20 protein-coding genes and 6 tRNA genes are annotated in these 23,524 nt (G+C 55.1%); 13 read left to right on the top strand and 13 right to left on the bottom strand.

Annotated elements, in window-relative coordinates; genetic code table 11:
• Window positions 1-134 precede the first annotated feature (134 nt).
• Window positions 135-1,658, bottom strand: a complete 1,524-nt coding sequence (locus tag B5G37_RS08950) for a toll/interleukin-1 receptor domain-containing protein (protein ID WP_087256598.1) — start codon at window positions 1,656-1,658, stop codon at window positions 135-137.
• A 289-nt stretch (window positions 1,659-1,947) separates the two neighbouring features.
• Between B5G37_RS08950 and B5G37_RS08945 the strand changes: the two genes are divergently transcribed.
• Window positions 1,948-2,445 carry a GNAT family N-acetyltransferase gene (locus B5G37_RS08945; protein ID WP_087256596.1) on the top strand — a complete coding sequence of 166 codons (498 nt, stop codon included), beginning with the start codon at window positions 1,948-1,950 and terminating at the stop codon, window positions 2,443-2,445.
• A gap of 205 nt (window positions 2,446-2,650) precedes the next feature.
• Here the strand turns inward: B5G37_RS08945 and B5G37_RS08940 are convergent.
• The 9 genes from B5G37_RS08940 to B5G37_RS08900 all read right to left on the bottom strand — a co-directional run bounded on the left by B5G37_RS08940 (window position 2,651) and on the right by B5G37_RS08900 (window position 5,307).
• Window positions 2,651-2,727 (bottom strand) — tRNA-Pro (locus B5G37_RS08940).
• Between the two features lie 75 nt (window positions 2,728-2,802).
• A tRNA-Cys gene (locus tag B5G37_RS08935) sits at window positions 2,803-2,877 on the bottom strand.
• A 66-nt stretch (window positions 2,878-2,943) separates the two neighbouring features.
• A tRNA-Gly gene (locus tag B5G37_RS08930) sits at window positions 2,944-3,019 on the bottom strand.
• Window positions 3,020-3,022: 3 nt separating this feature from the next.
• Window positions 3,023-3,098, bottom strand: a tRNA-Phe gene (locus B5G37_RS08925).
• A gap of 7 nt (window positions 3,099-3,105) precedes the next feature.
• Window positions 3,106-3,182: transfer RNA gene (locus tag B5G37_RS08920), tRNA-Asp, on the bottom strand.
• 30 nt (window positions 3,183-3,212) lie between these two features.
• A tRNA-Val gene (locus B5G37_RS08915) sits at window positions 3,213-3,288 on the bottom strand.
• A 105-nt stretch (window positions 3,289-3,393) separates the two neighbouring features.
• Window positions 3,394-4,275: an Hsp33 family molecular chaperone HslO gene (hslO, locus tag B5G37_RS08910; protein WP_087256593.1), complete on the bottom strand. Its 882-nt coding sequence runs from the start codon at window positions 4,273-4,275 to the stop codon at window positions 3,394-3,396.
• Window positions 4,276-4,283: 8 nt separating this feature from the next.
• Window positions 4,284-5,021 carry a class I SAM-dependent methyltransferase gene (locus B5G37_RS08905; RefSeq protein ID WP_087256591.1) on the bottom strand — a complete coding sequence of 246 codons (738 nt, stop codon included), beginning with the start codon at window positions 5,019-5,021 and terminating at the stop codon, window positions 4,284-4,286.
• A 4-nt stretch (window positions 5,022-5,025) separates the two neighbouring features.
• Entirely contained in the window at window positions 5,026-5,307 is a 282-nt protein-coding gene (locus tag B5G37_RS08900; protein WP_087256589.1) for a YerC/YecD family TrpR-related protein, read from the bottom strand.
• A 231-nt stretch (window positions 5,308-5,538) separates the two neighbouring features.
• On the opposite strand from B5G37_RS08900, the gene B5G37_RS08895 reads away from it, so the two are divergent.
• The 12 genes from B5G37_RS08895 (at window position 5,539) to cls (ending at window position 20,554) form a co-directional block, all read left to right on the top strand.
• A complete protein-coding gene (locus tag B5G37_RS08895) occupies window positions 5,539-6,828 on the top strand; it encodes an adenylosuccinate synthase (RefSeq protein ID WP_087256587.1) in 1,290 nt (429 codons plus the stop codon).
• Between the two features lie 135 nt (window positions 6,829-6,963).
• Window positions 6,964-7,440, top strand: coding sequence for a hypothetical protein (locus tag B5G37_RS08890; RefSeq protein WP_242962841.1), 477 nt, complete (start codon window positions 6,964-6,966; stop codon window positions 7,438-7,440).
• A gap of 252 nt (window positions 7,441-7,692) precedes the next feature.
• Window positions 7,693-8,436 (top strand): glucosamine-6-phosphate deaminase, encoded by a 744-nt coding sequence (nagB, locus tag B5G37_RS08885; RefSeq protein ID WP_087256585.1) that lies wholly within the window; start codon window positions 7,693-7,695, stop codon window positions 8,434-8,436.
• Complete coding sequence (gene nagA, locus B5G37_RS08880) at window positions 8,433-9,557, top strand: N-acetylglucosamine-6-phosphate deacetylase (RefSeq protein WP_087256583.1); 1,125 nt, start codon at window positions 8,433-8,435, stop codon at window positions 9,555-9,557. The genes nagB and nagA overlap by 4 nt, the downstream gene beginning before the upstream one ends.
• Window positions 9,558-9,820: 263 nt before the next feature.
• Window positions 9,821-11,236 carry a recombinase family protein gene (locus B5G37_RS08875; protein WP_087256581.1) on the top strand — a complete coding sequence of 472 codons (1,416 nt, stop codon included), beginning with the start codon at window positions 9,821-9,823 and terminating at the stop codon, window positions 11,234-11,236.
• A gap of 17 nt (window positions 11,237-11,253) precedes the next feature.
• Window positions 11,254-11,634 (top strand): hypothetical protein, encoded by a 381-nt coding sequence (locus tag B5G37_RS08870; protein WP_143482906.1) that lies wholly within the window; start codon window positions 11,254-11,256, stop codon window positions 11,632-11,634.
• A gap of 153 nt (window positions 11,635-11,787) precedes the next feature.
• Entirely contained in the window at window positions 11,788-12,699 is a 912-nt protein-coding gene (gene murB / locus B5G37_RS08865) for a UDP-N-acetylmuramate dehydrogenase (RefSeq protein ID WP_087256576.1), read from the top strand.
• Window positions 12,700-12,712: 13 nt separating this feature from the next.
• Complete coding sequence (gene rapZ / locus B5G37_RS08860) at window positions 12,713-13,579, top strand: RNase adapter RapZ (RefSeq protein ID WP_087256574.1); 867 nt, start codon at window positions 12,713-12,715, stop codon at window positions 13,577-13,579.
• A gap of 3 nt (window positions 13,580-13,582) precedes the next feature.
• A complete protein-coding gene (locus tag B5G37_RS08855) occupies window positions 13,583-14,581 on the top strand; it encodes a gluconeogenesis factor YvcK family protein (RefSeq protein WP_087256572.1) in 999 nt (332 codons plus the stop codon).
• 17 nt (window positions 14,582-14,598) lie between these two features.
• The gene (gene whiA, locus B5G37_RS08850; RefSeq protein ID WP_087256570.1) at window positions 14,599-15,492 is read left to right on the top strand and encodes a DNA-binding protein WhiA; all 894 of its coding nucleotides are present in this window, start codon (window positions 14,599-14,601) and stop codon (window positions 15,490-15,492) included.
• 37 nt (window positions 15,493-15,529) lie between these two features.
• A complete protein-coding gene (locus B5G37_RS08845; RefSeq protein WP_087256568.1) occupies window positions 15,530-18,994 on the top strand; it encodes a DNA polymerase III subunit alpha in 3,465 nt (1,154 codons plus the stop codon).
• Between the two features lie 12 nt (window positions 18,995-19,006).
• A complete protein-coding gene (gene cls / locus B5G37_RS08840) occupies window positions 19,007-20,554 on the top strand; it encodes a cardiolipin synthase (protein ID WP_087256567.1) in 1,548 nt (515 codons plus the stop codon).
• 61 nt (window positions 20,555-20,615) lie between these two features.
• Here the strand turns inward: cls and B5G37_RS08835 are convergent, their stop codons facing one another.
• Genes B5G37_RS08835 through B5G37_RS08825 form a run of 3 tightly spaced genes read right to left on the bottom strand, consistent with a single transcriptional unit; the run spans window position 20,616 to window position 23,524 of the window.
• The gene (locus B5G37_RS08835) at window positions 20,616-21,068 is read right to left on the bottom strand and encodes a helix-turn-helix transcriptional regulator (RefSeq protein ID WP_087256565.1); all 453 of its coding nucleotides are present in this window, start codon (window positions 21,066-21,068) and stop codon (window positions 20,616-20,618) included.
• Between the two features lie 11 nt (window positions 21,069-21,079).
• Window positions 21,080-22,336 carry a phosphoribosylamine--glycine ligase gene (purD, locus tag B5G37_RS08830; protein WP_087256563.1) on the bottom strand — a complete coding sequence of 419 codons (1,257 nt, stop codon included), beginning with the start codon at window positions 22,334-22,336 and terminating at the stop codon, window positions 21,080-21,082.
• 15 nt (window positions 22,337-22,351) lie between these two features.
• Window positions 22,352-23,524 carry a phosphoribosylaminoimidazolecarboxamide formyltransferase gene (locus B5G37_RS08825; RefSeq protein ID WP_087256561.1) on the bottom strand — a complete coding sequence of 391 codons (1,173 nt, stop codon included), beginning with the start codon at window positions 23,522-23,524 and terminating at the stop codon, window positions 22,352-22,354.

Below are 23,524 nucleotides of genomic sequence, written 5' to 3'. Positions count from 1 at the left end.
GCTAAAACTTCTTCTTTGTCTGGACATAGTAATGAATCCTCTCTTTCGTATTGATTTTAGTATATCAGATTCATTAAAAATTGTCCGAAAAAGTGTCTTAATTTATGAGACCATTATAATAGCGCCGTTTGTTGTCAGCAGCCCGTTTCACGGTCTGCGTGTAGTTCCTTGTAAACTGACCTAAAGATATTTTCAAACAATTCATGTGCTTTCTTTCGGTGCGCTGGCAAAATTTTTGAGTCAGATCGTGCTATATAATTCCTAATTACTTCATTAAGTCTGACATACTCTCCGTTGACACCTTCAAGTTCAAAAAAAGATTCTTGGAACAATGTATCATATACTTCACTATATCCAGGAGTAACACTCAAAATCTCATAAAGCATATTAATACTAATTGCATCGTATCTACTTAATAAAGCCAAAATATTAGAAACGATGGGGTTATCCTTGTATTTCTCTAATAGTAACGATACTTCTTGTGAATTATAATCGGCCAACAGGTTATATCTTCTTTGCAAATACGGGTATCCATTATGTTTTATCAGATCCACGGCATAATAAATCTGTGCGGGATAACCCGTGAGATGTTGACTAATAGTTTCCAGACTATTTCGGTCCAGATCTAGTTGCTTTATTTGTGCTAAACGACGCAACAGGCCTTTTCTCTCCGATTTGTTTAGCTCCGGAACATTTAGGAAAAACGCAGAACTTATATTCCGGATTGATTCAAAATTGGTTTTATATCTAGTAATGATAACAAAAAGCATCTGGCAACACAATTTGGGGGATAGAATTATTTCTTTAAACCAGTCAGCTATATTTCCTCTATAGTCTAAAAGACATCCATCATCTTTAATAAGAATAATCTCTGAGAGCTTTGATATTTCCTTGGAAAGTTCAATTGCACACTCTATTTTTTCTGTAAAAGTTTTTGTGGCTATCTTTGGAAGTTCGTCTCCCTCTGTAAAACCAAGATCCTGAATTTTAACTATGAAATCTTCAATACTTTCTTGATAACTTAAAGATATCTGAGGAAAGTCATAATACGGAGGCATTATAGTTCCTTTGACTAGACAATGCCGAGCCAAGCTTTTGCGTCCAATATTCGGAAGGCCGCTGATGATAAATGTATTTATAGGAGGTTTGTCAAAATCATCTATGCGGGTTTCAAAATTATTGACTAAATCATTTCTTCCAACAAAGATCGTATTTCTATATTGAAATGCAGGATGGCGAGACCATTTTATATCTTTAGCTCTCTCGATAATTAGCTTAGCAGCTTTTGCTGGACGAGCGATATATTTCAAATTATAATCTTTAAGCCACTCAGGGATTCTGTCATCCGTATATTTCAATTCAGGATCAATAATTAGCGGATATACCCTGTCCAATGTATGTTCTTCAAGTTTTCTATGCGCTTCACCTAATTCGTGTTTAACCCAATTGCTATCAACAGCAAAACCTGAGAGGAGAATCACATATAAATCAGAATAGGCAAGAGTTCTATTGATTTCATCAATTGATTTTTCGCCAGCTTCAAAAGTCAATGCATCATATACAACCGAGTCTTTTCCTAATTTTTCTATAAGCTTATCAACAACCTCGTTACAATATCGAGTTTTGTCCTTGCTGCTATGAGAAATAAAAATGCGCATTTATATCACCCCTTAAATTGCATGTGATATGTTCATTATACTCGTTAAATTTACTAAAGTAAATAAACTTTATATAAAAACGCTGCCCAACGGGACTATGGACAGCAATTTATATTTTCAAATGCGGAAGCGGTCTGGCGTTTCCATTTCCGATACTACGATGAGGTTATGGAAAAGATGTGAAGGGTTTACTCGCTGGAATGGCGGATATCGGGACAGAGCGTTTTCCGAAATGTTGACAGAAAAATAGGGGGTGGGTATACTGGGTGAAAAAGGAGGGAGAGAAAGCATGGAACACTGTGTGATCAGAAGAGCTGCGCCAGGAGATGAAAAGGCTCTGGCCTACATACATACCCAGTCCTGGAGCTGGGCCCTTGGGAAAATGGTTCCCCAGGAGGTCTTGGAGGCGCAGACAGATGAGGCCCAGGCAGAACGGCTCTACGCCATGATTTTAGAGCGTGGATTGGCTCAGGTTACCCTTGCATTAGTGCATGGTCAGCCCCAGTGTATGGCTGCCTGGCGGGAGCGTCAGGATGCCCCAGAGGGGACGGCAGAACTGGTGTGCATACATAGCCTGAAGGACAGGGTAGGCCGGGGGTATGGCTCGAAGGTGCTCCTTGAGGTGATGGAGGAAATGAAAAAGGCAGAGTATCACAAGGTTGTTCTCTGGGTCTTTGAGGACAATGTTAGAGCCAGAGGATTTTATGAGAAGCACGGCTTTGCCCCTACGGGGGAGTGTCGAGAAATCTTCGGTGATAGAGAACTGGAATACGAAAAGGTTTTATAAGGTGAGGCGTGGCCCCCTCAAACCCTGCGCCACAGAAAACAAAAGAAGGGCACTCCCTATAAAAAGAAGCACCCTTCCTGTGGTCAAAAATAAAACCTGTCTGTGGTATTTATGTGGTCAAACTGAAAAACGAAAAATTTAGCCCAAAATTCAGTCACAAATCAAAAGAAAAATCCGCTGTTTTCTCGAGAAAACAGCGGATTTTTGGTCCGAGTGACAGGATTTGAACCTGCGGCCTCTTGGACCCGAACCAAGCGCGATACCAAGCTTCGCCACACCCGGATGATTTTTAGGGGCACATAACAGGGAAGAGGGAAAAGAAAAATCGCCGCAAGCGCCTCGACACTTGCGGCGATATGGAGGCGCCACCCAGATTCGAACTGGGGCATCAGGATTTTGCAGACCCTTGCCTTACCACTTGGCTATGGCGCCAGAGACACTTTTATGGTATGCACCCTCCACTTAAAATAGAAGTGGAAGATCCGCTTCTATTTTAAGTGGAGCGAGTGACGAGGCTCGAACTCGCTACCTCCACCTTGGCAAGGTGGCGCTCTACCAGATGAGCTACACTCGCAAATGGTGCCTCCGGCCGGAATCGAACCAGCGACACGTGGATTTTCAGTCCACTGCTCTACCAACTGAGCTACAGAGGCATAAAAGTGGCGACGCGGAAGGGACTTGAACCCTCGACCTCCGGCGTGACAGGCCGGCGTTCTAACCAACTGAACTACCGCGCCACATGTGTTGACATTCCAGCTAGAATGTCTTGGTGGGAACAACAGGGCTCGAACCTGTGACCCCTTGCTTGTAAGGCAAGTGCTCTCCCAGCTGAGCTATGCTCCCCAGTTGCTTGCGCCTTGCTCGGCGCTGTCGTTCGTCAGACGACGTTGGTTATTATAGCAAGCACTGGGGGAAATGTCAACACCTTTTTTCAAGTTTTTTTGAAAATTATGAAGTTGCCTCCAAAAGTAGCTGTTTTAGGTCATCCTCGGTAAAATGATACACTTTATCGCAGAATTGACAGGTGAGTTCTGCGGAGCCCTGTTCTGCAATGAGGGATTCCAATTCATCTTTTCCCATGCTGATAAGGGCGCGAGAAACCCGCTCTCGGGAGCATTGACAGCGGTATTCCACTGGGGTAGTCTCCAGTACCTCCAGCTCAAACTCGCCCAGCACTTCGTGCTGCAGATCCAAGGGGCTGATGCCCTGATCCAATTTGGCGCTCACTGCACCCACTTTGGCAATGCCACGCTCTACAGCGGAGATGACGGCATCGTCGGCGCCAGGGAGGAGCTGAATGAGATAGCCGCCGGCAGCTTGAACTGTCTGGTCCGGAGCGATGAGCACACCCAGGGCGCAGGCGGTGGGGATCTGCTCGCTTTCCACGAAGTAGGCAGCAATGTCCTCAGCGATCTCGCCGCCCACCAGCTGTACCGAGCCTACATAAGGCTCACGCATTCCAATGTCCTTGATAACGGTGAGTTCACCGTCGCAGCCCACAGCAGCGCCCACATCCAGTTTGGCATGGGCCTTGCGGGGGACATCCACAGCCGGGTTGGCCACATAGCCACGGACATTGCCCTGACTGTCGGATACAGCGGTTACAGAGCCCAGAGGGCCGCCGCCGCGAATGCGGAGGGTCACCGAGCCGTCCTCGTTCTTTAACATGTTACCCATCATAGAAGCACCCATGAGCAGTCGACCCAAGGCAGCCGTGGCCACCGGCCAGGTGTCATGGATGGCGCGGGCCCGCTCCACCAGTTCAGTGGCGGACAGAGCCGTAGCTTTGATGGGGGCGTCTTTGGCAATCACACGTACAAGTTGATCCATAAAATGTTTTAATCCTTTCGAGCAGCGAAGAATATGCGCTCGCTATCCTCTTTGGGAGCGCGCATCTTCAAATTATCATAGATTTTAATAGAGGTAAAGCCTGCTTGGTCCAGAAACTCATGAAGTTCCTCAGGGGTGTAGGCAAACTCCTCGTGGTATTCGCTCTCCCGATTCCAGGCACCATCCGGACGAAGGGTAAACAGATCGATACCATAGCCGCAGATTCGGCGGCGTGGCTCATAATCCGCTCGCCACACGCACATAAGAGATTCGTCCTCGTCCAGATAGGTTTGACCGTCGGCCTGCTCAAAGGCCAGAGGCGTCTTGGCGTCGAAGAGGAAGAGACCGCCGGGCGCCAGATGTTGATAGACCCGGGAAAAAGCGCGACGCAGGCGCTGGGGGCGGGTAACATAGTTGACGCTGTCCAAGCAGCAGATGACCGCGTCCACCGGCTCTAACAGGGTGAACTGTGCCATGTCCTGACACAGAAAAAGAACCTCCTGATCCTGACACTTTTGGGCCGCTACGCTCAGCATGTCCGCAGAGAGATCCACGGCCGTCATCTGGTAGCCTCGGGAAGCCAGGATGGAGGTGAGAGAGCCAGTGCCACAGGCCAATTCCGCCACCGAGCGCACAGGACGCTTCAGGCGGCGGAAATGCCGTTCCACATAGTCCGCCCAGCGGGAATACCCCACGTCGCCAGTGAGCCGATCGTAGTATTCCGCCAGAGTGGTATATTGCTCCATAGAGTTACTTCAGGCGGGGCAGTACGGTTTTGTACCCGTCTGCGCCATATTGCAGGGCACGGTTGACCCGGCTGATGGTAGCACTGGATGCTCCGGTGCGTTCCAGAATATCATTGTAAATCATGCCACTGTCCAGTAAAACAGCGACTTCCAAGCGCTGTGCCATAGCTCGCAGTTCAGCCACCGTGCACAAGTCTTGGAAAAACGCCTTGCACTCTTCAGGGGAAGAGAGGGACAAAATGGCCTGATACAGCATTTCAGCATTCTCAGAGTTATTTTTCTGCATAGTGCTGCCTCCGTTTCTGTAAGTTATAGTAGTGCGGTGGTTTATATATATCATACCATCGCGCTTCAAGAAAGTAAAGAGGTAACAGGGTGGAGAGCGAAAATATAAGAAATAGAAAAACGGGAAAACCCTTGCACAGGACGGGATATCATATTATAATACAAACATAATGCCGTGCGGATAAGGCAAATCCATATTGATGGTTGCGAATCCCGCGCAGCGGAGGTAATTATGGTTAAAGCAATCGTAGGCGCCAACTGGGGCGACGAAGGAAAAGGTAAGATCACCGACATGTTGGCGGAGACTTCCGATGTGGTCATCCGTTTTCAGGGCGGTGCCAATGCCGGTCATACCATTATCAATGATTTTGGACGGTTCGCTCTCCACATTCTGCCCTCGGGCATTTTCTACCCCCACGTGACCAACATCATCGGCAACGGTGTGGCTTTGGACGTGGTGAAGCTGGTGGAGGAGCTCAAGTCTATCACCGATCAGGGCGTGCCCGCGCCTAAGCTGATCATTTCCGAGCGTGCTCAGCTGCTCATGCCCTACCACGTGCTTCAGGATACCTATGAGGAGGAGCGCCTGGGTGGAAAGGCTTTTGGCTCCACCAAGAGCGGTATTGCTCCCTTCTATTCGGACAAGTATGCCAAGATTGGCATTCAAGTCTGCGACCTCTTCGATGAGGAGCGTCTGCGCGACCGCCTGACCCGGGCGGTGGAGCTGAAGAACGTGATGTTCCAGCACCTGTATCACAAGCCTGCTCTGGATGTAGAGACGCTGTTCCAGCAGCTGCTGGAGTGCCGGGAGATGATTCGCCCCTATGTGGGCGATGCCGTGACCTTTGTCCACGAGGCTCTGGCCCAGGGCAAGACAGTGCTGCTGGAGGGTCAGCTGGGTTCTATGAAGGATCCGGATCTGGGTATCTTCCCCATGACCACGTCGTCTCACACCTTGGCTGGCTTTGGCTGCGTGGGTGCTGCTGTGCCCCCCACGGCCATTAAAGACGTTATCTGTGTCACCAAGGCCTATTCTTCCAGCGTTGGTTCCAACACCGAACCCTTTGTCAGCGAAGTGACCGGGGAAGAGGGAGACGAGCTGCGCCGCCGTGGCGGAGACAAGGGTGAGTTTGGTGCCACCACCGGACGTCCCCGTCGTGTGGGCTGGTTCGACGCTGTGGCCACCAAGTACGGCTGCATGGTGCAGGGTGCCACCCAGGTGGCATTGACCTGTCTGGACGTGCTGGGCTATCTGGATGAGATCAAGGTGTGCGTGGGCTATGAGATCGACGGACAGGTGACCACCAACTTCCCCACCACTCCCAGCTTGATGCGGGCTAAGCCGGTCTTTGAGACCCTGCCCGGCTGGAAGTGCGATGTGCGTGGCATCACGGATTTCGATGCCCTGCCCGAGCAGGCCAAGGGCTATGTGAAGTTCCTGGAGTCCCACATTGGTGTGCCCATCACCATTGTTTCCACCGGCCCCAAGCGCCACGAAATTGCTCTGCGTCAGCCCCGATAACATTAAACCCCCTTGTCACAAACCCTGTGGACAAGGGGGTTTTTGCACCCTTTTTTCCGGTGGTCATACAATGGGAATGGAAGAAAGGAGACGTCTCTTTTCTTGTTCCCATCAACCATCGGGAGGTAAAGATCTATGGCTGAATTGATTGAGCCCGGCCCCGTTTGCGATACCGCAGGGATTCGCGAGGCCGTGTGCATTCACACCAGAAAGATTTACGACAGCTGTCGAGATAAGGACTGCGTAGAGGATTTGCGCTTGTACCCCACGGCCAGTTCCCAGGCCGTCATTGATCGGGCCATTAGCCTGAAAGCAGGGAAGGCAGAGCTGCTGTATGCCTACATTGATGTGGAACCTATGGGGTTTCACCGGGGGTTCTACACCGTAGATGTGCGCTATTTCTATCGGATCACGGCGGATGCCTTTGTGGGGGCATCCCGCCCCGTGTCTGTGTGCGGGCTTGCTGTGTTTGACAAGCGGGCCATCCTGTTTGGCAGCGAGGGCTCGGCCAAAGTGTTTGCATCCAACGCCTCTATGGGCAGCTTGGACAGTCAGGCCCTGGAGAGCAGCAACCTGCCGGTTGCAGTGGTGGAGACTGTTGTGTACAAATAGGCAGGTTGGAGGTGTCGCTTGAGGCTCTGAATATAGGTAAAAAATGGCGAATACCTGAAATCCAATAGGATTTGGAAAAAAGTTTGTGAAAATCTATTGCTATTTTAGGGATTCAAAGCTATGATAGAAGTAACCCAGCTTGCCATGCTTGTGGGTAGGGCAAGAAATAGGGGAAGCGATATTCTGAGGATGGAGGATGGCGATCTGCCTGCATGCTTGGAAGTCGGATTGTATTTTTAGGAGGTTTTCATTATGAGATTCATTTCCTGCGCGGACTACACGGCCATGAGCCGTCAGGCTGCAAATCTCATCTCTGCACAAGTCATCGTCAAGCCCAACTGTGTCCTGGGTCTGGCCACCGGTTCCACCCCCATTGGGACCTATAAGCAGTTGATCGAGTGGTACAACAAGGGCGACCTGTCCTTCGCTCAGGTTCGTTCCGTCAACCTGGATGAGTACAAGGGCCTGTCTGGCGATCACGACCAGAGCTACCGCTACTTCATGCAGAACAACCTCTTCAACCATGTGGATATCGACGTGGCAAACACCAGCGTCCCCAACGGTAAGGCTGAGGATGCTGACGCTGAGTGTGCTGCTTACGATGCTCACATCCGTGAGCTGGGCGGCATCGACCTGCAGCTGCTGGGCATGGGCCACAATGGTCACATCGGCTTTAACGAGCCCGCCGACGAGTTCGTGGGCCCCACTCACGTGGTGGAGCTGGCTCAGAGCACCATTGACGCCAACAAGCGTTTCTTTGCCTCTGAGGCCGACGTGCCCCGTCAGGCTCTGACCATGGGCATGGCCGCCATTCTCCAGGCTCGCAGCGTGGTTGTGGTGGTCAGCGGTGAGGACAAGGCTGAGATCGTCCACAAGGCTTTCTTTGGCCCCATCACTCCCCGTGTTCCCGCCTCTCTGCTCCAGCTGCACCCCAATGTGACTGTGGTGGGCGACGAGGCTGCCTTCTCCGTTCTGCGTAAGGAGGGATGCCTGTGAGACTCACGGGCGGACAAGTCTTTGATCCCCAGGCTGGCTTTGTAAGCAAGGACGTATGCCTGGAGGGTGGAAAGATTGTAGAGAATTGTCAGGACAACGTGGTGGACGTGTCTGGATGCTATGTCATCCCCGGCCTCACCGATGTCCATTTCCACGGTTGCGTAGGCGCTGACGTCTCCGATGCAGACGCTCAGGGTCTGGCGGATATGGCCGCTTATGAGCTGTCCCGCGGCGTGACCCAGATTTGCCCCGCTGGCATGACTTTGGCCGCGGAGCAGCTGGAGAAGGTGTGTACCACCGCTGCCCAGCACCGCGCCAATCAGGTGCCCGGCGCTGAGCTGGTGGGCATCCACCTGGAAGGCCCCTTCCTGGCTGCTGCCAAGAAGGGCGCTCAGAATGGCGCTTGGCTGCGCAACCCTGATGTGGAGTTGCTGCGCCGCCTGGAGGAGTGCTCTCAGGGTCTGGTGAAGCTGGTCTCTGTGGCTCCCGAGCTGGAGGGCGCTATGGACTTCATCCGTGAGGTGAAGGACGAGGTGTCCGTGAGCTTGGCCCACACCACCGCCAACTACGACATTGCTATGGCTGCTTTTGAGGCTGGTGCCAACCATGTCACCCACCTCTATAACGCCATGCCTCCCTTTGCCCACCGCGACCCCGGTGTGATTGGTGCCGCTGCTGACAGCAAGGATGCCTTCGTGGAGATCATCTGTGACGGCGTGCATGTGCACCCCGCCGTGATCCGGGCCACCTTCCGTATGATGGGCCGGGATCGGATGGTGCTGGTCAGCGATACCATGCGCGCTGCTGGCATGCCCGATGGTGAGTACACTTTGGGCGGACAGGCTGTTTTCGTCAAGGGAAACCGGGCCGAGCTGGCTGACGGTACCCTGGCTGGTTCTGTTACTGACCTGATGAACTGCATGAAGACCGCTGTCTCCTTCGGTATCCCTCTGGAGGATGCGGTGATGGCTGCCGCTGTCAACTCCGCCAAGTCCATCGGTATCTATGACCGTGTGGGTAGCTTGGATGTGGGCAAGGACGCCAACGTGGTGGTTCTGGATCAGGAGCTGAACTTGAAGGCCGTTGTGTTCCACGGCGAAGTGGTGCACGGAAGCCTGTAATTCCATACGTATCGGTTGAGATGTGCCGCAGAGTAGATGCTTTGCGGCACATCTTTTTTGCATAGTTGCCCACGCTATACATACGATGTATGGGAGGTGGGGCCATGAAACCCTTGGTACGCATTGAAATGGTAGACCCCAATCAGCGGGACCAACTGGAGCAACTTTGGAAGCAGATTTTGATGGAAAAACTGTGCCAAAACAGCATATAGACGGGAAAGAGAAGGAGAGCCTTCTCTTTCTTTTTATAAGGGGGGATTGACGTGAGGCTTGCAGCCTATTGCCGCGTATCTACATCCAAAGAAGAGCAGCTGGACAGCTTGGCCCATCAAAAAGAATTCTTCCAATCCTATGCTCGCCTACATGGGGATGAGTTGGTGGGGATTTACGCCGATGAGGGCACGTCAGGAACACGATTGCAGCGAAGAGAACAGTTTCAGGCGCTGATGCGGGATGCAGAGCAGGACCGGTTTGACGTGGTGGTGGTCAAAGATATTTCCCGATTTGCCCGCAACACCGTGGACTTTCTCCAAAGTGTCCGAAGGCTAAAAGAACTGGGAGTCAACACCCGATTTCTCACCGCAAATATGGATAGTTTGGGAGAATCTGAGTTTGTCCTCACCGTATTTGGAGCGCTGGCCCAGGAGGAGAGCGCCAATCTCAGTAAGCGGGTGAAGTTTGGGAAAAAGCTGAACGCCCAGAAGGGGCGGGTACCTCAGCGCATTTATGGATATGACCGGGTGGACAACTTTACCTTGCGCATCAACCCTGAGGAAGGGCATGTGGTACGTCTGGTGTATGAGTGGTATTTGGCCCAGGGGTTAGGGTGTCGTAGCATCGCCCAGCAGCTCAATCACCAAGGATATGCCACCAAATTGGGGTGTGCGTGGACCCCGTCGGCGGTCCACCGCATATTGACCAACCCTATTTACTGTGGGCACCACATCAACCACAAATATGAAGTAGAAAACTACTTAACCGGCAAACAGAAAAAACTTCCTGCCCAGGAGCAGCTTCACCATCCCCGTCCCCAGTGGTCCATCGTCACAGAAGAACAGTTTCAGCAGGCCCAGCAGCAGCGGAAACAGCGGCAGCGGGGGCAGGGAGGCACCCGGTACAGCGGTCGGCACCTGTTTAGCGGCTTGATGGTCTGCCAGGAGTGCGGCAGAAGCTTTTGTCGAAAAAGCTATACCTATGCCAAGACCAGAGTTTATTGGAAGTGCTCCGGAAACGAGGAGGGACAGTGCGACAATCGCACAAAAATCGAGGAGGCACAGCTGCTAGAGGAGATTGCAGCCTATGTCAGCGCCCATATTGTACACCCGAATCAGATTGCCCAGGAGCTAGAGCAGCGGCTCAGGCAAACACAACCGGGGGCGTGGACAGCCCAGGAGGAACGACAGAGACTGGAGCGGAAGGCGGCGCGCTATGCCGAGCTCTATGCCAAAGATGCCATGACCTTGGAGGACTATTTGCAGAAGCGTGGAGACATCATGAAACGGATGGAAGCATTGCAGCCCTTGGGGGAGATGCCGGATGACCATGACCTTGCCCAACGGGTGGCCCAGGCCATGGTGTGGCAGGGGTGGAATCGCGCGGACATGGCCAAGTTGGTGGAGCGAATCACGGTGAATGGGGCAGGGGGAGTAAAGGTGTTGCTGCGACACCTGCCGGTTTGATCGCCATAGTGGAGGCTGTGGATCCCATCATTCTCAGCATGAAGCTGGTGGAGAGCTGCGACAGCAGTTGTTGCGGTTGTGGCTGCTGCGATCCCAGCGACATTCCCAGCTGCATCACCTCTTGCTTCCCCGGTGAGCTGTCCATGGGCAGTGAGGGGAAGCGGGTATATGTGACCCTGGGGCAGTTCTCTATGATTCGTCTGGAGCGGGATAGCCAGCTGCTCATTCCCGCCTATGACTACTGCATTCCCAGCAAGGAGTGCACCGGTGGAAATGAGGAGGACCCCTGTGCGCTGTTCCGCAAGGTGCAGTTCCCCACGGAGGAGTTTTTCCCACCCAACACCGTCTCTCCTCCGGAAGGATATCAAGAGGCGAAAAACTGCAAACCCTGTTGCTGACCCATCCTGGGAGGGGCGTTGCCACACAACGCCCCTCTCCCTTTCTGTAGGAGGACACTTTTTTTTTGCGGCAAAGTCTGCTATAATACACTAGAGTCTTTATGACCTCATACATATTTCTATTTTGCGTGTCACAAGCCGGAGGGTTTGCATATGAATCAGATACAAATGCTGCAACAGCAGCTGGAACAGCGGATGCCGGAGTTGGAATTGCGCCCCGGTGAGCCTATGAGCCGCCACACCACCTTTCGGGTGGGCGGACCGGCGGCGTTGATGGCCTGTCCCAGGGAAACGGAAGAACTGGTGGAGGCGGTGAAGCTGGCCCGGGAACTGGAAGTGCCCACTGTTGTGGTGGGCAACGGCTCCAATCTGCTGGTAGATGACCAAGGCGTGAATGCTTTTGTGGTCAAGACGGTGCCTCAATATTCCAAGTGCCAGATTCAAGGAAGTGAAGTGACGGCCCAGAGTGGCATTTTGTTGTCTCAACTGGCCACTCGCGCCGCAGAGGCGGGGTTGACAGGGCTGGAATTTGCCCACGGGATTCCTGGCAGCCTGGGTGGTGGTGTGACCATGAACGCCGGTGCCTATGGCGGCGAGATGGTACAAGTGGTTACCAAGGTGGGGGTTCTACTTCCCAGCGGCGAGGTGGAGGAGTGGGAGGCACAGCGGTGCCAGTTCCGTTACCGCCACTCTGCATTCAGTGACGGGAAGCACCTGGTGTTGTGGGCCAAACTGCGCTTGCAGCCGGGCCAGCCGGACGCCATTCGGGAGACCATGCGGGACCTGGCTGCCAAGCGGCGAGAGAAGCAGCCGCTGGAATATCCCAGTGCAGGCTCCACCTTTAAACGGCCAGAGGGGCATTTTGCCGCGGCGCTCATCGACCAGTGTGGGCTTAAGGGCCTGCGTGTGGGAGGCGCCATGGTTTCGGAGAAACACGCCGGATTTGTGGTCAACGCAGGAGGAGCTACTTGCTCGGATGTTCTGCGTCTGATGGATCAGATCCGGGAGCGGGTGTTCCAGGCCACGGGAGTGGAACTGGAGCCTGAGGTGAAATACGTAAAGTAAGGAGGAAACACATATGCAGCTTTTTATTGTGTCCGGGTTGTCGGGGGCTGGAAAGTCCACCGTGATGTCCATTTTGGAGGACAGCGGTTATTTCTGCGTGGATAATTTGCCGCCCGCCCTGATTCCCAAGTTTGCCGAGCTGAGCCAGATGGGAAACGGGGAACATCAGCGAGCTGCTGTGGTGTGTGATATCCGGGGAGGCAGCAGCTTTGTCCAAGGCCTGTTTGAGGCGCTGGACACGTTGGATCACATGAAAACGCCCTATGAGATTCTGTTTGTAGAGGCGGAGGATGAGACCATCATCAAGCGCTACAAGGAGACCCGGCGCAGCCATCCCCTGATGGATGAAATGGGGACGTTGGCTGGCGCCGTGGAAGCGGAGCGGAAGGTGATGGAGCCGGTGCGCAACCGGGCGGATATTGTGCTCCAGACCGACGCCATGTCTACCCGGAAGCTGCGGGATCGGGTGCTGGAACTGGTGTATCCCGGTCGGAAAAAGGACAGTGAGCTCAACGTCTGTGTCACATCCTTTGGGTTTAAGTACGGGCTGCCCATGGAGGCGGATATGGTATTCGATGTGCGCTTTTTGCCCAACCCCTTTTACGTAGAGAACTTGCGCCCCCACACAGGATTGGATGAAGGGGTTCGGGATTATGTGTTCCAGTTTTCCCAAAGCCACGAGTTCTTGGAGAAGATGGAAGACATGGTGTCGTTTCTCCTTCCCCAGTTTGTGGAGGAAGGGAAGAGCATGGTGGTGGTGGCCATCGGCTGCACCGGCGGGAAGCATCGTTCGGTGGCCATGACCCACGCCTTGGCGCAGTACATAGAGGGCCTGGGGTACCGGGTCTCGGAAAACCATCGGGACATGACGAGGGCATAATTTATGAATGGAAACAATCATAAAATGGGCCCAGCCATTGTGGCCATTGGCGGCGGCCACGGCCTGTCTGCCATTTTGCGGGGGCTGAAAAATGTCACCGACGATCTCACGGCCATTGTCACTGTGGCCGATGATGGCGGTGGATCAGGCACTTTACGGGAGGAACTGGGCATGCCCCCACCCGGGGATATCCGAAACTGTATGGAGGCCCTGGCCGACGAGGAATCGCTGATGCGGAAGTTGTTGGCCTACCGCTACCCTGAGGGGCGTTTGGCCGGTCAGGCCTTTGGCAACCTGCTCTTGGCGGCGCTGGACGGGATTGCCCCTTCCTTTGACCAGGCGGTGGCTCAGATGAGCCAGGTTTTGGCCATTCGTGGCACCATTCTCCCGGTCACCAACGAAGATATCCAGCTGGAAGCGGTATTTGAAAACGGCACCCGTGTTCGGGGTGAATCCAAGATTTTTGCCTTTAAAAAGCAGCAAAACTGCGGGATTCACCACGTGAATCTCATTCCGGAGCATCCGCCGGCCTTGCCTGCGGCCTTGGAGGCCCTGGCCCGGGCGGATATCATCCTTCTGGGGCCGGGAAGTCTGTACACCAGCGTCATTCCCAATCTTTTGGTGGACGGTATTTCTCAGGCCATCGAGGACAGCAAAGCGTTGAAGATTTACATCTGCAACATTATGACCCAGGACGGGGAAACGGAGGGTATGACCGCTTCGGAGCACTTGGCGGCTCTTCTGGAGCACGGCGGGGCAGAGTTGGTGGATTTGTGCCTATGTAACTCGGCCACCATTTCCGGGGAGATGCTCAACCGGTACCGTCAGGAGGATGCGGTGCCCCTGGTGGTGGACCGACAGGAATTGGAGATTTTGGGGGCAGAGGTAGTCTGTCGTCCTTTGACCGAGGATCAGAAGGATTTTGCTCGCCATTCCGGGGACAAAGTGGCCCAAGCGGTGCTGGATTTGTATCAACAGCGGGCCCATACTAAGACTTTTTGATAAAGGAGCAGATGCATGTGACCTTTTCTGCCCAAGTAAAACAGGAACTGTGCCGACAGCCGGTGAACCGCCGCTGTTGTGCGCAAGCGGAGGCCTATGGAATTTTGCTCTACTGCAACACCTTCCATGCCCGGCAGGTGCGCATCATCACAGAATCTCCTCAGCTCAAGCAGCGGCTGCCGGTTCTGTTCCGCAAGGCATTCCGGGTGGAGTTCGATGCGCTGCCAGCCGCAGGGGAGGGGAAGGGCAGCTTTTTGTTGGAAGACCCCCAGAAACTCCACACGGTGTTTGACACCTTTGGCCTGGAGCGGGATTCCTCCGTGTCCCTGCACATCAATTTCGCACACTTGGAGGAGGAGCACTGCCAGACCGCCTTTTTCCGAGGGGCTTTTTTGGCGGGCGGTTCGGTGACCGACCCGGGGAAGAGCTATCACCTGGAATTGGCCACCTCCCACGCTGCCGTGGGACGGGAGAGCATTGCTCTGCTCCAAGAGCTGGACTTTACCCCCAAGGACACCCAACGGAAGGGAAATCACGTGACTTATTTCAAACAAAGCCACCATATTGAGGATTTTCTCACCACCATTGGGGCGCCTGTCTCCGCCATGGAGATCATGACCGCCAAGTTGGAGCGGGACTTGCGGGGCAGTGTCAACCGCCGGGTCAACTGCGATGCCGCCAACCTGGACAAAACGGTGGAGGCGGCTCGGTGGCAGATGGAGGCCATCTATCGCTTGGAAGAGCGGGGTATGCTGGAGGATTTACCGGAGAAACTGAAAGAAGCGGTGGATTTGCGCATGGCCCATCCAGAGCTGACCCTGGCTCAGCTGGCAGAGCTTTGTACTCCGCCGGTGAGCAAATCTGCCTTCAATCACCGTCTGCGCAAGCTGGCTCGGCTGGCCCAGACATAATCCAATCACCATAGTTTTTACACAGGAGGAGCAACCCATGGCATTTGTCCATCTACACGTACATACCGAATATTCCTTGCTGGATGGAGCCTGCCGCATCAAGCAGTTGGTGGAGCGGGTGAAGGAGTTGGGGCAGGAGGCGGTGGCCATCACCGACCACGGCGTGATGTTTGGCGCGGTGGACTTCTATCGTGCCTGTCTGGGGGCTGGCATCAAGCCCATCATCGGCTGTGAGGTGTACGTGGCTCCCCGCTCCCGGTTCGACCGCACCCGGGAGCTGGATGGAGCCCCCCGCCACCTGGTTTTGCTGTGTAAAAACGAGACGGGATACCGCAACCTCAGCTATCTGGTATCTATGGCCTACGTGGAGGGCTTTTACGGGAAGCCTCGGGTGGACATGGCATTGCTGCGGGCCCACAGTGAGGGGCTCATCGCCCTGTCTGCCTGCCTGGGCGGAGAAATTCCCCGGCGGCTCATGGCGGGGGATTACCAGGGGGCCTTGGCCCACGCGTTGGAGATGCGGGACATCTTTGGGGAGGACAGCTATTACCTGGAAATCCAGGATCACGGCATTCCTCAACAAAAGCAAGTGAATGCAGGTATCTTCCGCCTCCACGCCGAGACGGGGATTCCTCTGGTGGCCACCAACGACGCCCACTATCTCACCCGGGAGGACTCGGTGATGCAGGACGTGCTTATGTGTGTCCAGACGGGCAAGCGGCTGGAGGACACCGACCGCATGCGCTTTGAGACCCAAGAGTTCTACATCAAAAGCGAGGAGGAAATGGCGCAGCTGTTTCCCCAATGCCCGGAGGCCATTCAGAACACCGCCAAGATCGCCCAGATGTGTCAGGTGGATTTTCAATTTGGCGTGCATCACTTGCCCGAGTTTAAACTGCCGGAAGGGGAGACGGACGGAGACGCCTACTTTGAGCGTCTGTGCCGAAAGGGATTTGCCCAGCGGTATCCCCAGGCGGGGGAGGATTACCAGCAGCGTCTGGAGATGGAGATGAACATGATCCGCCGCATGGGATTTGTGGATTACTTTCTCATTGTCTCCGACTTCATTGGCTATGCCAAGAGCCAGGGGATTCCTGTGGGCCCTGGCCGTGGTTCTGCTGCTGGCTCCATGGTGTCCTACTGCCTGTATATCACCGATATCGACCCCATGAAGTACAATCTCTACTTCGAGCGATTCCTCAATCCCGAGCGAGTGACCATGCCAGATATTGATATCGACTTCTGCATTCGCCGCCGCCAGGAGGTTATCGACTACGTCTCCCGCAAGTACGGAGAGGATCATGTGGCCCAGATTGTCACCTTTGGTACCATGAAGGCCAAGGCTGCTATCCGCGACGTGGGCCGTGTCATGGACATGCCCTATGCGGAAGTGGATGCCATTGCCAAGCAGGTGCCTTTTGCCCTGGATATGACCTTGGATAAGGCCCTGGTGCTGTCCAAGGGGCTGGCAGACCTGTACAATGGCAATGAAAAGGTCAAGCAGCTGGTGGACATGGCCCGAAAGCTGGAGGGCATGCCCCGCAACGCCTCCACCCATGCCGCCGGCGTGGTCATCACCCGCCGCCCGGTGTATGAGTATGTGCCCCTGGCCACCAACGACGATTTGGCGGTGACCCAGTACACCATGGTGACCCTGGAAGAGCTGGGCCTTTTGAAAATGGACTTTTTGGGGCTGCGAAATCTCACCATTCTGGATGACGCAGTGAAGATGGTGCGGGAGCACCATCCGGAGTTTTCCATGAGCGACATCCGGGACGACGACCCGGGGGTGTTCCAAATGCTCTCGGAAGGGCGCACGTCTGGCGTGTTCCAGATGGAATCCACCGGCATGACTGGCGTGTGTGTGGGGCTGAAACCTCAGAACACTGAGGATATCACCGCTATCATTGCCCTGTACCGTCCCGGCCCCATGGACTCCATTCCTAAGTTCATTGCCAGCAAGCATGACCCCCGGTGCATCTCCTACCGGAATCCCGCCCTGGAGCCCATTTTGTCCGTTACCTACGGTTGCATTGTGTACCAGGAGCAGGTCATTGAGATTTTCCGTCGCCTGGCGGGCTACTCTCTGGGCCAGGCCGACATGGTGCGCCGGGCTATGAGTAAAAAGAAGGTCAAGGACATTGAGCGGGAGCGAGAGGCCTTCATCCACGGCGATCCTCAGCGCAACATTGAAGGCTGCGTGGCCCGGGGCATTCCGGCCGAGGATGCCCAGTCCATCTACGACGAGATTTACGCTTTTGCCAACTACGCCTTTAACAAGGCCCATGCGGTGAGCTACGCCATTGTGGCCTATCAGACCGCGTGGTTTAAGTACCACTATACCCGGGAGTACATGGCGGCCCTGCTCACCTCGGTGCTGGATTCCCAGGACAAGGTGGCGGAGTATATCGCTGAGTGTAAGGAGAACGGAATTGCGCTGCTCCCTCCGGATATCAACGAGTCGGGTTTGAGCTTCACGGTATCCGGGAACAACATCCGTTTCGGTCTGGCTGCCCTCAAGGGAGTGGGCCGCGGCTTTGTCAACGCCGTGTTGGCCCAGCGGCAGCAGGACGGGCCTTTCACGTCCTTCCCAGACTTCTGTGCTCGCATGAGCCAAAACGACCTGAATAAGCGGGTGCTGGAAAGTCTTATCCGGGCTGGTTGCTTTGACCGCATGGGCTACCGCCGCAGCCAGCTTTTGAAGGTGTTTGAGCAGGTGGTGGACTCCATTTTGCGGGACCAGCGGCAGAAGCTGGAGGGGCAGTTTGATCTCTTTGGTGGGCAGGAAAGCCTGGAGCCGGAGATGAAGTTGCCGGACATCCCCGAGTTTTCTCCCGCCGAGCTCATGGCCATGGAGAAAGAGGTTACCGGCCTGTATCTCTCTGGCCATCCCATGGATCAGTACCGCCGCCAAGTGCAAAAGCTCCGTGCAGTGCCCATCGCCACGCTGCTCCAGGGCTGCAATGAGGAGGGAGACCAGCCGCCCCGCTTTTCCGACGGGCAGAAGGTGACCGTGGCCGGAGTGGTTGCTTCGGTGAAGACCAAGACCACCAAGAACAATACCCTTATGGCCTATGTCAACCTGGAGGATGCCACGGGTACGATGGAGCTGATGGTGTTCTCCCGGGTACTGGGGGAGTGCGGCCACTACCTGAAAGCCGGGCTTCCAGTGGCTGTTACCGGGCGGCTGTCCCAGCGGGATGAAAAGGAACCCCAGATCATGGCTGACTGGGTGGGCCCCCTCAGTGAGGAAATGCCGTCGGAACCGGAACCGACGCAGAAGCGTACCGCTGACGCGGATACCTTGTGGATTCGCCTGCCCGACGGGGAGGAATCCCTGGTGTGGCTGAAAAAGCTGTTGAGCATGTTCCCGGGGAAGGAGCGGACCATTGTGTACTTGCAGGACAGCGGCAAGAAGCTGCTGACCACCTGTCTCCACCACACTGCTCTGTTGGACGAACTGAAAGAGAAGCTGGGTGTGGACAGCGTAGTGGTACGATAAGAGGTGAAGACCATGAATCGAATCTTGACACATGTGGGAAGCCTGCTCTTTCACCGGGTAGGCATTATGGCTGGCCTCATTGTCATCCAAATAGGCTTTTATGTCTTCGCCCTGTCCAGACTGCAAGAGATGCCCTTCTACAACGTCATTCATGGGATGTTTTTGGTGTTATCTATTCTGGTGGTGGTGTGGATTGTGGCCAGCAACAGCAATCCAGGCTATAAAATCAGCTGGATCATCATTGTGCTGGGCCTGATGCCCTTTGGCTCTCTGGCCTATCTGCTCTTGGGTGGAAACCATCTGTCCAAGTTCAACCAGAAGCGCCTGCGCATCATGGAGGATAAAATTTTCCAGAACCTGGGGGATGAATGCCACCGATCTGGGGCGCTCACGCAGCTCATCGGCTCGGATGCGGCGTGTATGGCCAACTATCTGGAGCGTGTGGCCCACTGCCCGGTGTATGGCAACACCAAAAGTCACTATTATCCCCTGGGGGACAACTGCTACAGCGATATTCTTTCCGCTCTTTGGGGAGCCAAACGGTATATTTTCATTGAATACTTCATCATTGAAGAGGGGAAACTCTGGAATTCCATTCTGGACGTGCTGCAAGTGAAGGTGCAGCAGGGGGTGGAAGTGCGGGTCATTTACGATGATGTGGGTTCCATTTTCACCTTACCTGCCGACTATCCGGAGCGACTGGAAAAGTTGGGAATCCAGTGCCGAGTGTTCAACCGCATTTTGCCGGTGATCTCCCTGCGCCAGAACAACCGGGACCACCGAAAGTATATGATTATTGACGGGCAGGTGGCCTTTACCGGTGGCATCAACATGGCCGACGAGTATATCAATGTGAAAGCTCGATTTGGTCACTGGAAGGATTCTGCCATCCGCCTGGAGGGGGATGCGGTGTGGTCTATGACCGTGTCCTTCCTCTCCATGTGGGACTTTACCGAAAACAGCCAGGAGGATTTTGACAGCTATCGGCCCGATCCTTCGGGCTGGAGCGAAGTGGGCTATATCCAGCCCTACCAGGACTGCCCCTGGGACAATGAGCCGGTGGGGCTGTCGGTGTACCTCAACCTTATCAACCGGGCCAAGCGGTATGTGTATATCACAACGCCTTATCTGGTCATTGATTACTCCATGACGGTGGCCCTCACCACCGCAGCCAAGTCAGGGGTGGACGTGCGCATCATTACTCCGCACATCCCCGATAAAAAGACGGTGTTTGAGGTGACCCGGGCCCATTACGATGAGCTGCTGGCCGCAGGAGTGAAAATCTATGAGTATACCCCCGGATTCATTCACAGCAAAAACTTCGTGGTGGATGACTGCTACGCCACCGTGGGTACGGTGAACATGGACTACCGCAGCATGTTCCTGCACTTTGAAAATGGAGTGCTCCTCTATGGAACCCCCACCGTCCATGAAGTCCGCAACGACTTTTTGAGCACCCAGGACAAGAGCGTGGAGGTGACGCTGGAGCAGTGCAAGAGCGTACCCTACTATCGACGCTTGGGGCGTGAGGTGTTACAGGTGTTTGCACCGCTCTTATGACACAAAAAAAGATCGGACTGGGAGAAAATCTCCCGGTCCGATCTTTTTTTATTGTCAGGGTTTATTTGCTACGCATGTATCGAGCCACAGCCTGCTCCAGCAGCTGCTGGCCCTCTTTGGAGCGCAGGACATCCAGCACGGCGGCCCGGAGGGCCTGCTGGAATCCGTCGCTTTTCAAAATGGGGTCCAGCATGTTGCCTGTCCCCCCGTGAGAGCGGGGAGCGGGGGCAGAGACAGGCTTGGTTCTGGACGGAACATCCACCGGCTCCTCGGGGAAGGAGCCGTTCATCCAGTTGTCCTGGGTGGTGGGATCGCTGCTCTCACCCCGCAGATAGAACAGAGATACGCCAAAGTAGGCAGCCATTTTCTTCTGCTGATCCTGGGTGGGAGTTTGACGACCTGTCTCGAACTTTTCTACCGCGGTTTTGGGCAGGCCCAGAGCCAGAGACAACTCCGGGCGGCTCATGCCTTTTTGGGTGCGCAGTTCGGTGATGCGTTGGGCTAAGGTTACCATAGGTCTACTCCTTAAAATGCGTGTCCAATGTCGGTGCGGAAGTGCATGTCGGTGAAGGAGATATGTTTGCCTGCCTCGTAGGCTTTGGCAATGGCTTCCTCCAAGGTGGGAGCGGTGGTGGTCACGCCCAACACTCGGCCACCGTTGGTGACGAACTGACCGTCCTTCTGAGCGGTTCCGGCGTGGAACACCACAGAAGCCTTTCCGGCTTCCTCCAGTCCGGTGATAGGATACCCCTTCTTGTAGTCCAGGGGATAGCCGCCGGAGGCCAGCACCAGCACGCATCCGGCTTCCTTCTTCCACTGGATATCCAGCTGATCCAGAGTGCCGTTTACACAGGCCTGGAGCACGTCCATCAAGTCGGTGTCCAGCAGGGAGAGCACCACCTGGCACTCAGGATCGCCAAAGCGGGCGTTATACTCCACCACCCGGGGGCCCTTGGGGGTGAGCATCAGACCGAAGTAGATGACACCCTGGAAGGGACGACCCTCCGCCTGGAGCGCGTCAATGGTGGGTTGGAAAATCTCCTCCATGCACTGCTTGGCAATCTCGGGGGTGTACTGGGGCGGGGGAGAGATGGCGCCCATACCGCCGGTGTTGGGACCCTGGTTGCCGTCAAAGGCCCGCTTGTGGTCCTGGCTGGCGGGCATGGGAACCACATGCTTGCCGTCGGCAAAGGCCAGAACGGTGACCTCGGGGCCGGTCATGCACTCTTCGATGACCACGGTGGAGCCGGAGGCGCCGAACTTCTTGTCTGCCATCATCTCGGTGGCGGCCTGTTTGGCCTCCTCCACGGTGGAGGCTACCACCACGCCCTTACCCAGGGCCAGGCCGTCGGCTTTGACCACGATGGGAGCGCCCTGCTCCTCAATGTAAGCCAGAGCCTTGTCCAGCTCGGTGAAGGTGGCATAGGCAGCGGTGGGAATGTGGTACTTGGCCATCAGCTCTTTGGAGAAAGCTTTGCTGGCCTCAATGATGGCGGCGTTGGCCCGGGGACCAAAGGCGGGGATGCCCGCCTTCTCCAGAGCGTCCACCATGCCCATGGCCAGGGGATCGTCGGGAGCCACCATGACGAAATCCATGTGGTTTTCCTTGGCCCAAGCCACCATGCCAGGCACATCGGTGGCCTTGACATCCACACAGGTGGCTACCTGGGCGATGCCGGCGTTGCCGGGGGCGCAGAACAGCTCGGTGACCTTGGGGGACTGGGCCAGTTTCCAGCAGATGGCGTGCTCCCGGCCACCGCTGCCCACAACGAGAACTCTCATGAAAGAACCCTCCTCTTAGTGGTGGAACAGCCGCATGCCGGTGAAGGCCATGACGATGCCGTACTTGTTGCAGGTGTCGATGACATTGTCGTCCCGGATGGAGCCGCCGGGCTGGGCGATGTACTCCACGCCGGACTTGCGGGCCCGTTCCACGTTGTCGCCGAAGGGGAAGAAGGCGTCGGAGCCCACAGACACGCCGTGCATCTGGGCGATCCAGGCCTTTTTCTCCTCGCGGGTGAGGGGTTCGGGCTTGACCTTGAAGGTCTCCTGCCACACGCCCTCGGCCAGCACATCCTCATACTCGTCGGAAATGTACACGTCGATGGCGTTGTCCCGGTTGGGACGGCGGATGTTGTCCACGAACTGGAGGCCCAGAACCTTGGGATGCTGACGCAGCATCCAGTTGTCCGCCTTGGAGCCAGCCAGACGGGTGCAGTGGATACGGCTCTGCTGACCGGCGCCCACGCCGATGGTCTGGCCGTTCTTGACGTAGCACACGGAGTTGGACTGGGTGTACTTCAAAGTCAGCAGGGAGAGAAGCAGGTCATGGCGGGCAGCCTCGGGCAGCTCCTTGTTCTCGGTGACGATGTTGTCCAGCAGGCTCTCGTTGATCTCAAAGTTGTTGTAGCCCTGCTGGAAGGTGATGCCGTAGATGTGGCGGGTCTCAATGGGGGCGGGCTCGTAGTTGGGGTCAATCTGCACCACGTTGTAGTTGCCCTTCTTCTTGGTCTTGAGAATGGCCAGGGCCTCGTCGGTGTAACCGGGGGCGATGATGCCGTCGGAGACCTCCATGGCCAGGAAGCGAGCGGTGGCCTCGTCGCACACGTCGGACAGGGCGGCCCAGTCGCCGTAGGAGCACAGACGATCTGCGCCACGGGCCTTGATGTAGGCGCAGGCGATGGGGGAGGTGTCAAACCCGTCGGCGAAATAGATCTGCTTTTCCACGTCGGTGAGGGGGGTACCCAGAGCGGCGCCAGCGGGGGAGACATGCTTGAAGGAGGCAGCGGCGGGCAGGCCGGTGGCCTTCTTCAAAGCCTTCACCAGCTGCCAGGAGTTGAGGGCGTCCATGAAGTTGATGTAGCCGGGCTTGCCGTTGAGCACGGTGATGGGCAGCTCACCTTGGTCCATGTAGATGCGGGCGGGCTTTTGGTTGGGGTTACAGCCGTATTTCAGTTCCAGTTCAGTCAT

It is taken from the genome of Pseudoflavonifractor sp. An85 (assembly GCF_002161235.1).
GTDB lineage: Bacteria > Bacillota > Clostridia > Oscillospirales > Oscillospiraceae > Enterenecus.
Note: the sequence above shows the minus strand (reverse complement) of the source record. Positions and strands in the feature narration are given on the sequence as shown.

Coding starts and splice junctions, on each gene's coding strand:
- B5G37_RS08950 (WP_087256598.1), bottom strand. CDS start 1,658: ATGCGCATTTTTATTTCTCATAGCAGCAAGGACAAAACTCGATATTGT.
- B5G37_RS08945 (WP_087256596.1), top strand. CDS start 1,948: ATGGAACACTGTGTGATCAGAAGAGCTGCGCCAGGAGATGAAAAGGCT.
- hslO (WP_087256593.1), bottom strand. CDS start 4,275: ATGGATCAACTTGTACGTGTGATTGCCAAAGACGCCCCCATCAAAGCT.
- B5G37_RS08905 (WP_087256591.1), bottom strand. CDS start 5,021: ATGGAGCAATATACCACTCTGGCGGAATACTACGATCGGCTCACTGGC.
- B5G37_RS08900 (WP_087256589.1), bottom strand. CDS start 5,307: ATGCAGAAAAATAACTCTGAGAATGCTGAAATGCTGTATCAGGCCATT.
- B5G37_RS08895 (WP_087256587.1), top strand. CDS start 5,539: ATGGTTAAAGCAATCGTAGGCGCCAACTGGGGCGACGAAGGAAAAGGT.
- B5G37_RS08890 (WP_242962841.1), top strand. CDS start 6,964: ATGGCTGAATTGATTGAGCCCGGCCCCGTTTGCGATACCGCAGGGATT.
- nagB (WP_087256585.1), top strand. CDS start 7,693: ATGAGATTCATTTCCTGCGCGGACTACACGGCCATGAGCCGTCAGGCT.
- murB (WP_087256576.1), top strand. CDS start 11,788: ATGAATCAGATACAAATGCTGCAACAGCAGCTGGAACAGCGGATGCCG.
- rapZ (WP_087256574.1), top strand. CDS start 12,713: ATGCAGCTTTTTATTGTGTCCGGGTTGTCGGGGGCTGGAAAGTCCACC.
- B5G37_RS08855 (WP_087256572.1), top strand. CDS start 13,583: ATGAATGGAAACAATCATAAAATGGGCCCAGCCATTGTGGCCATTGGC.
- B5G37_RS08845 (WP_087256568.1), top strand. CDS start 15,530: ATGGCATTTGTCCATCTACACGTACATACCGAATATTCCTTGCTGGAT.
- cls (WP_087256567.1), top strand. CDS start 19,007: ATGAATCGAATCTTGACACATGTGGGAAGCCTGCTCTTTCACCGGGTA.
- B5G37_RS08835 (WP_087256565.1), bottom strand. CDS start 21,068: ATGGTAACCTTAGCCCAACGCATCACCGAACTGCGCACCCAAAAAGGC.
- purD (WP_087256563.1), bottom strand. CDS start 22,336: ATGAGAGTTCTCGTTGTGGGCAGCGGTGGCCGGGAGCACGCCATCTGC.
- B5G37_RS08825 (WP_087256561.1), bottom strand. CDS start 23,524: ATGACTGAACTGGAACTGAAATACGGCTGTAACCCCAACCAAAAGCCC.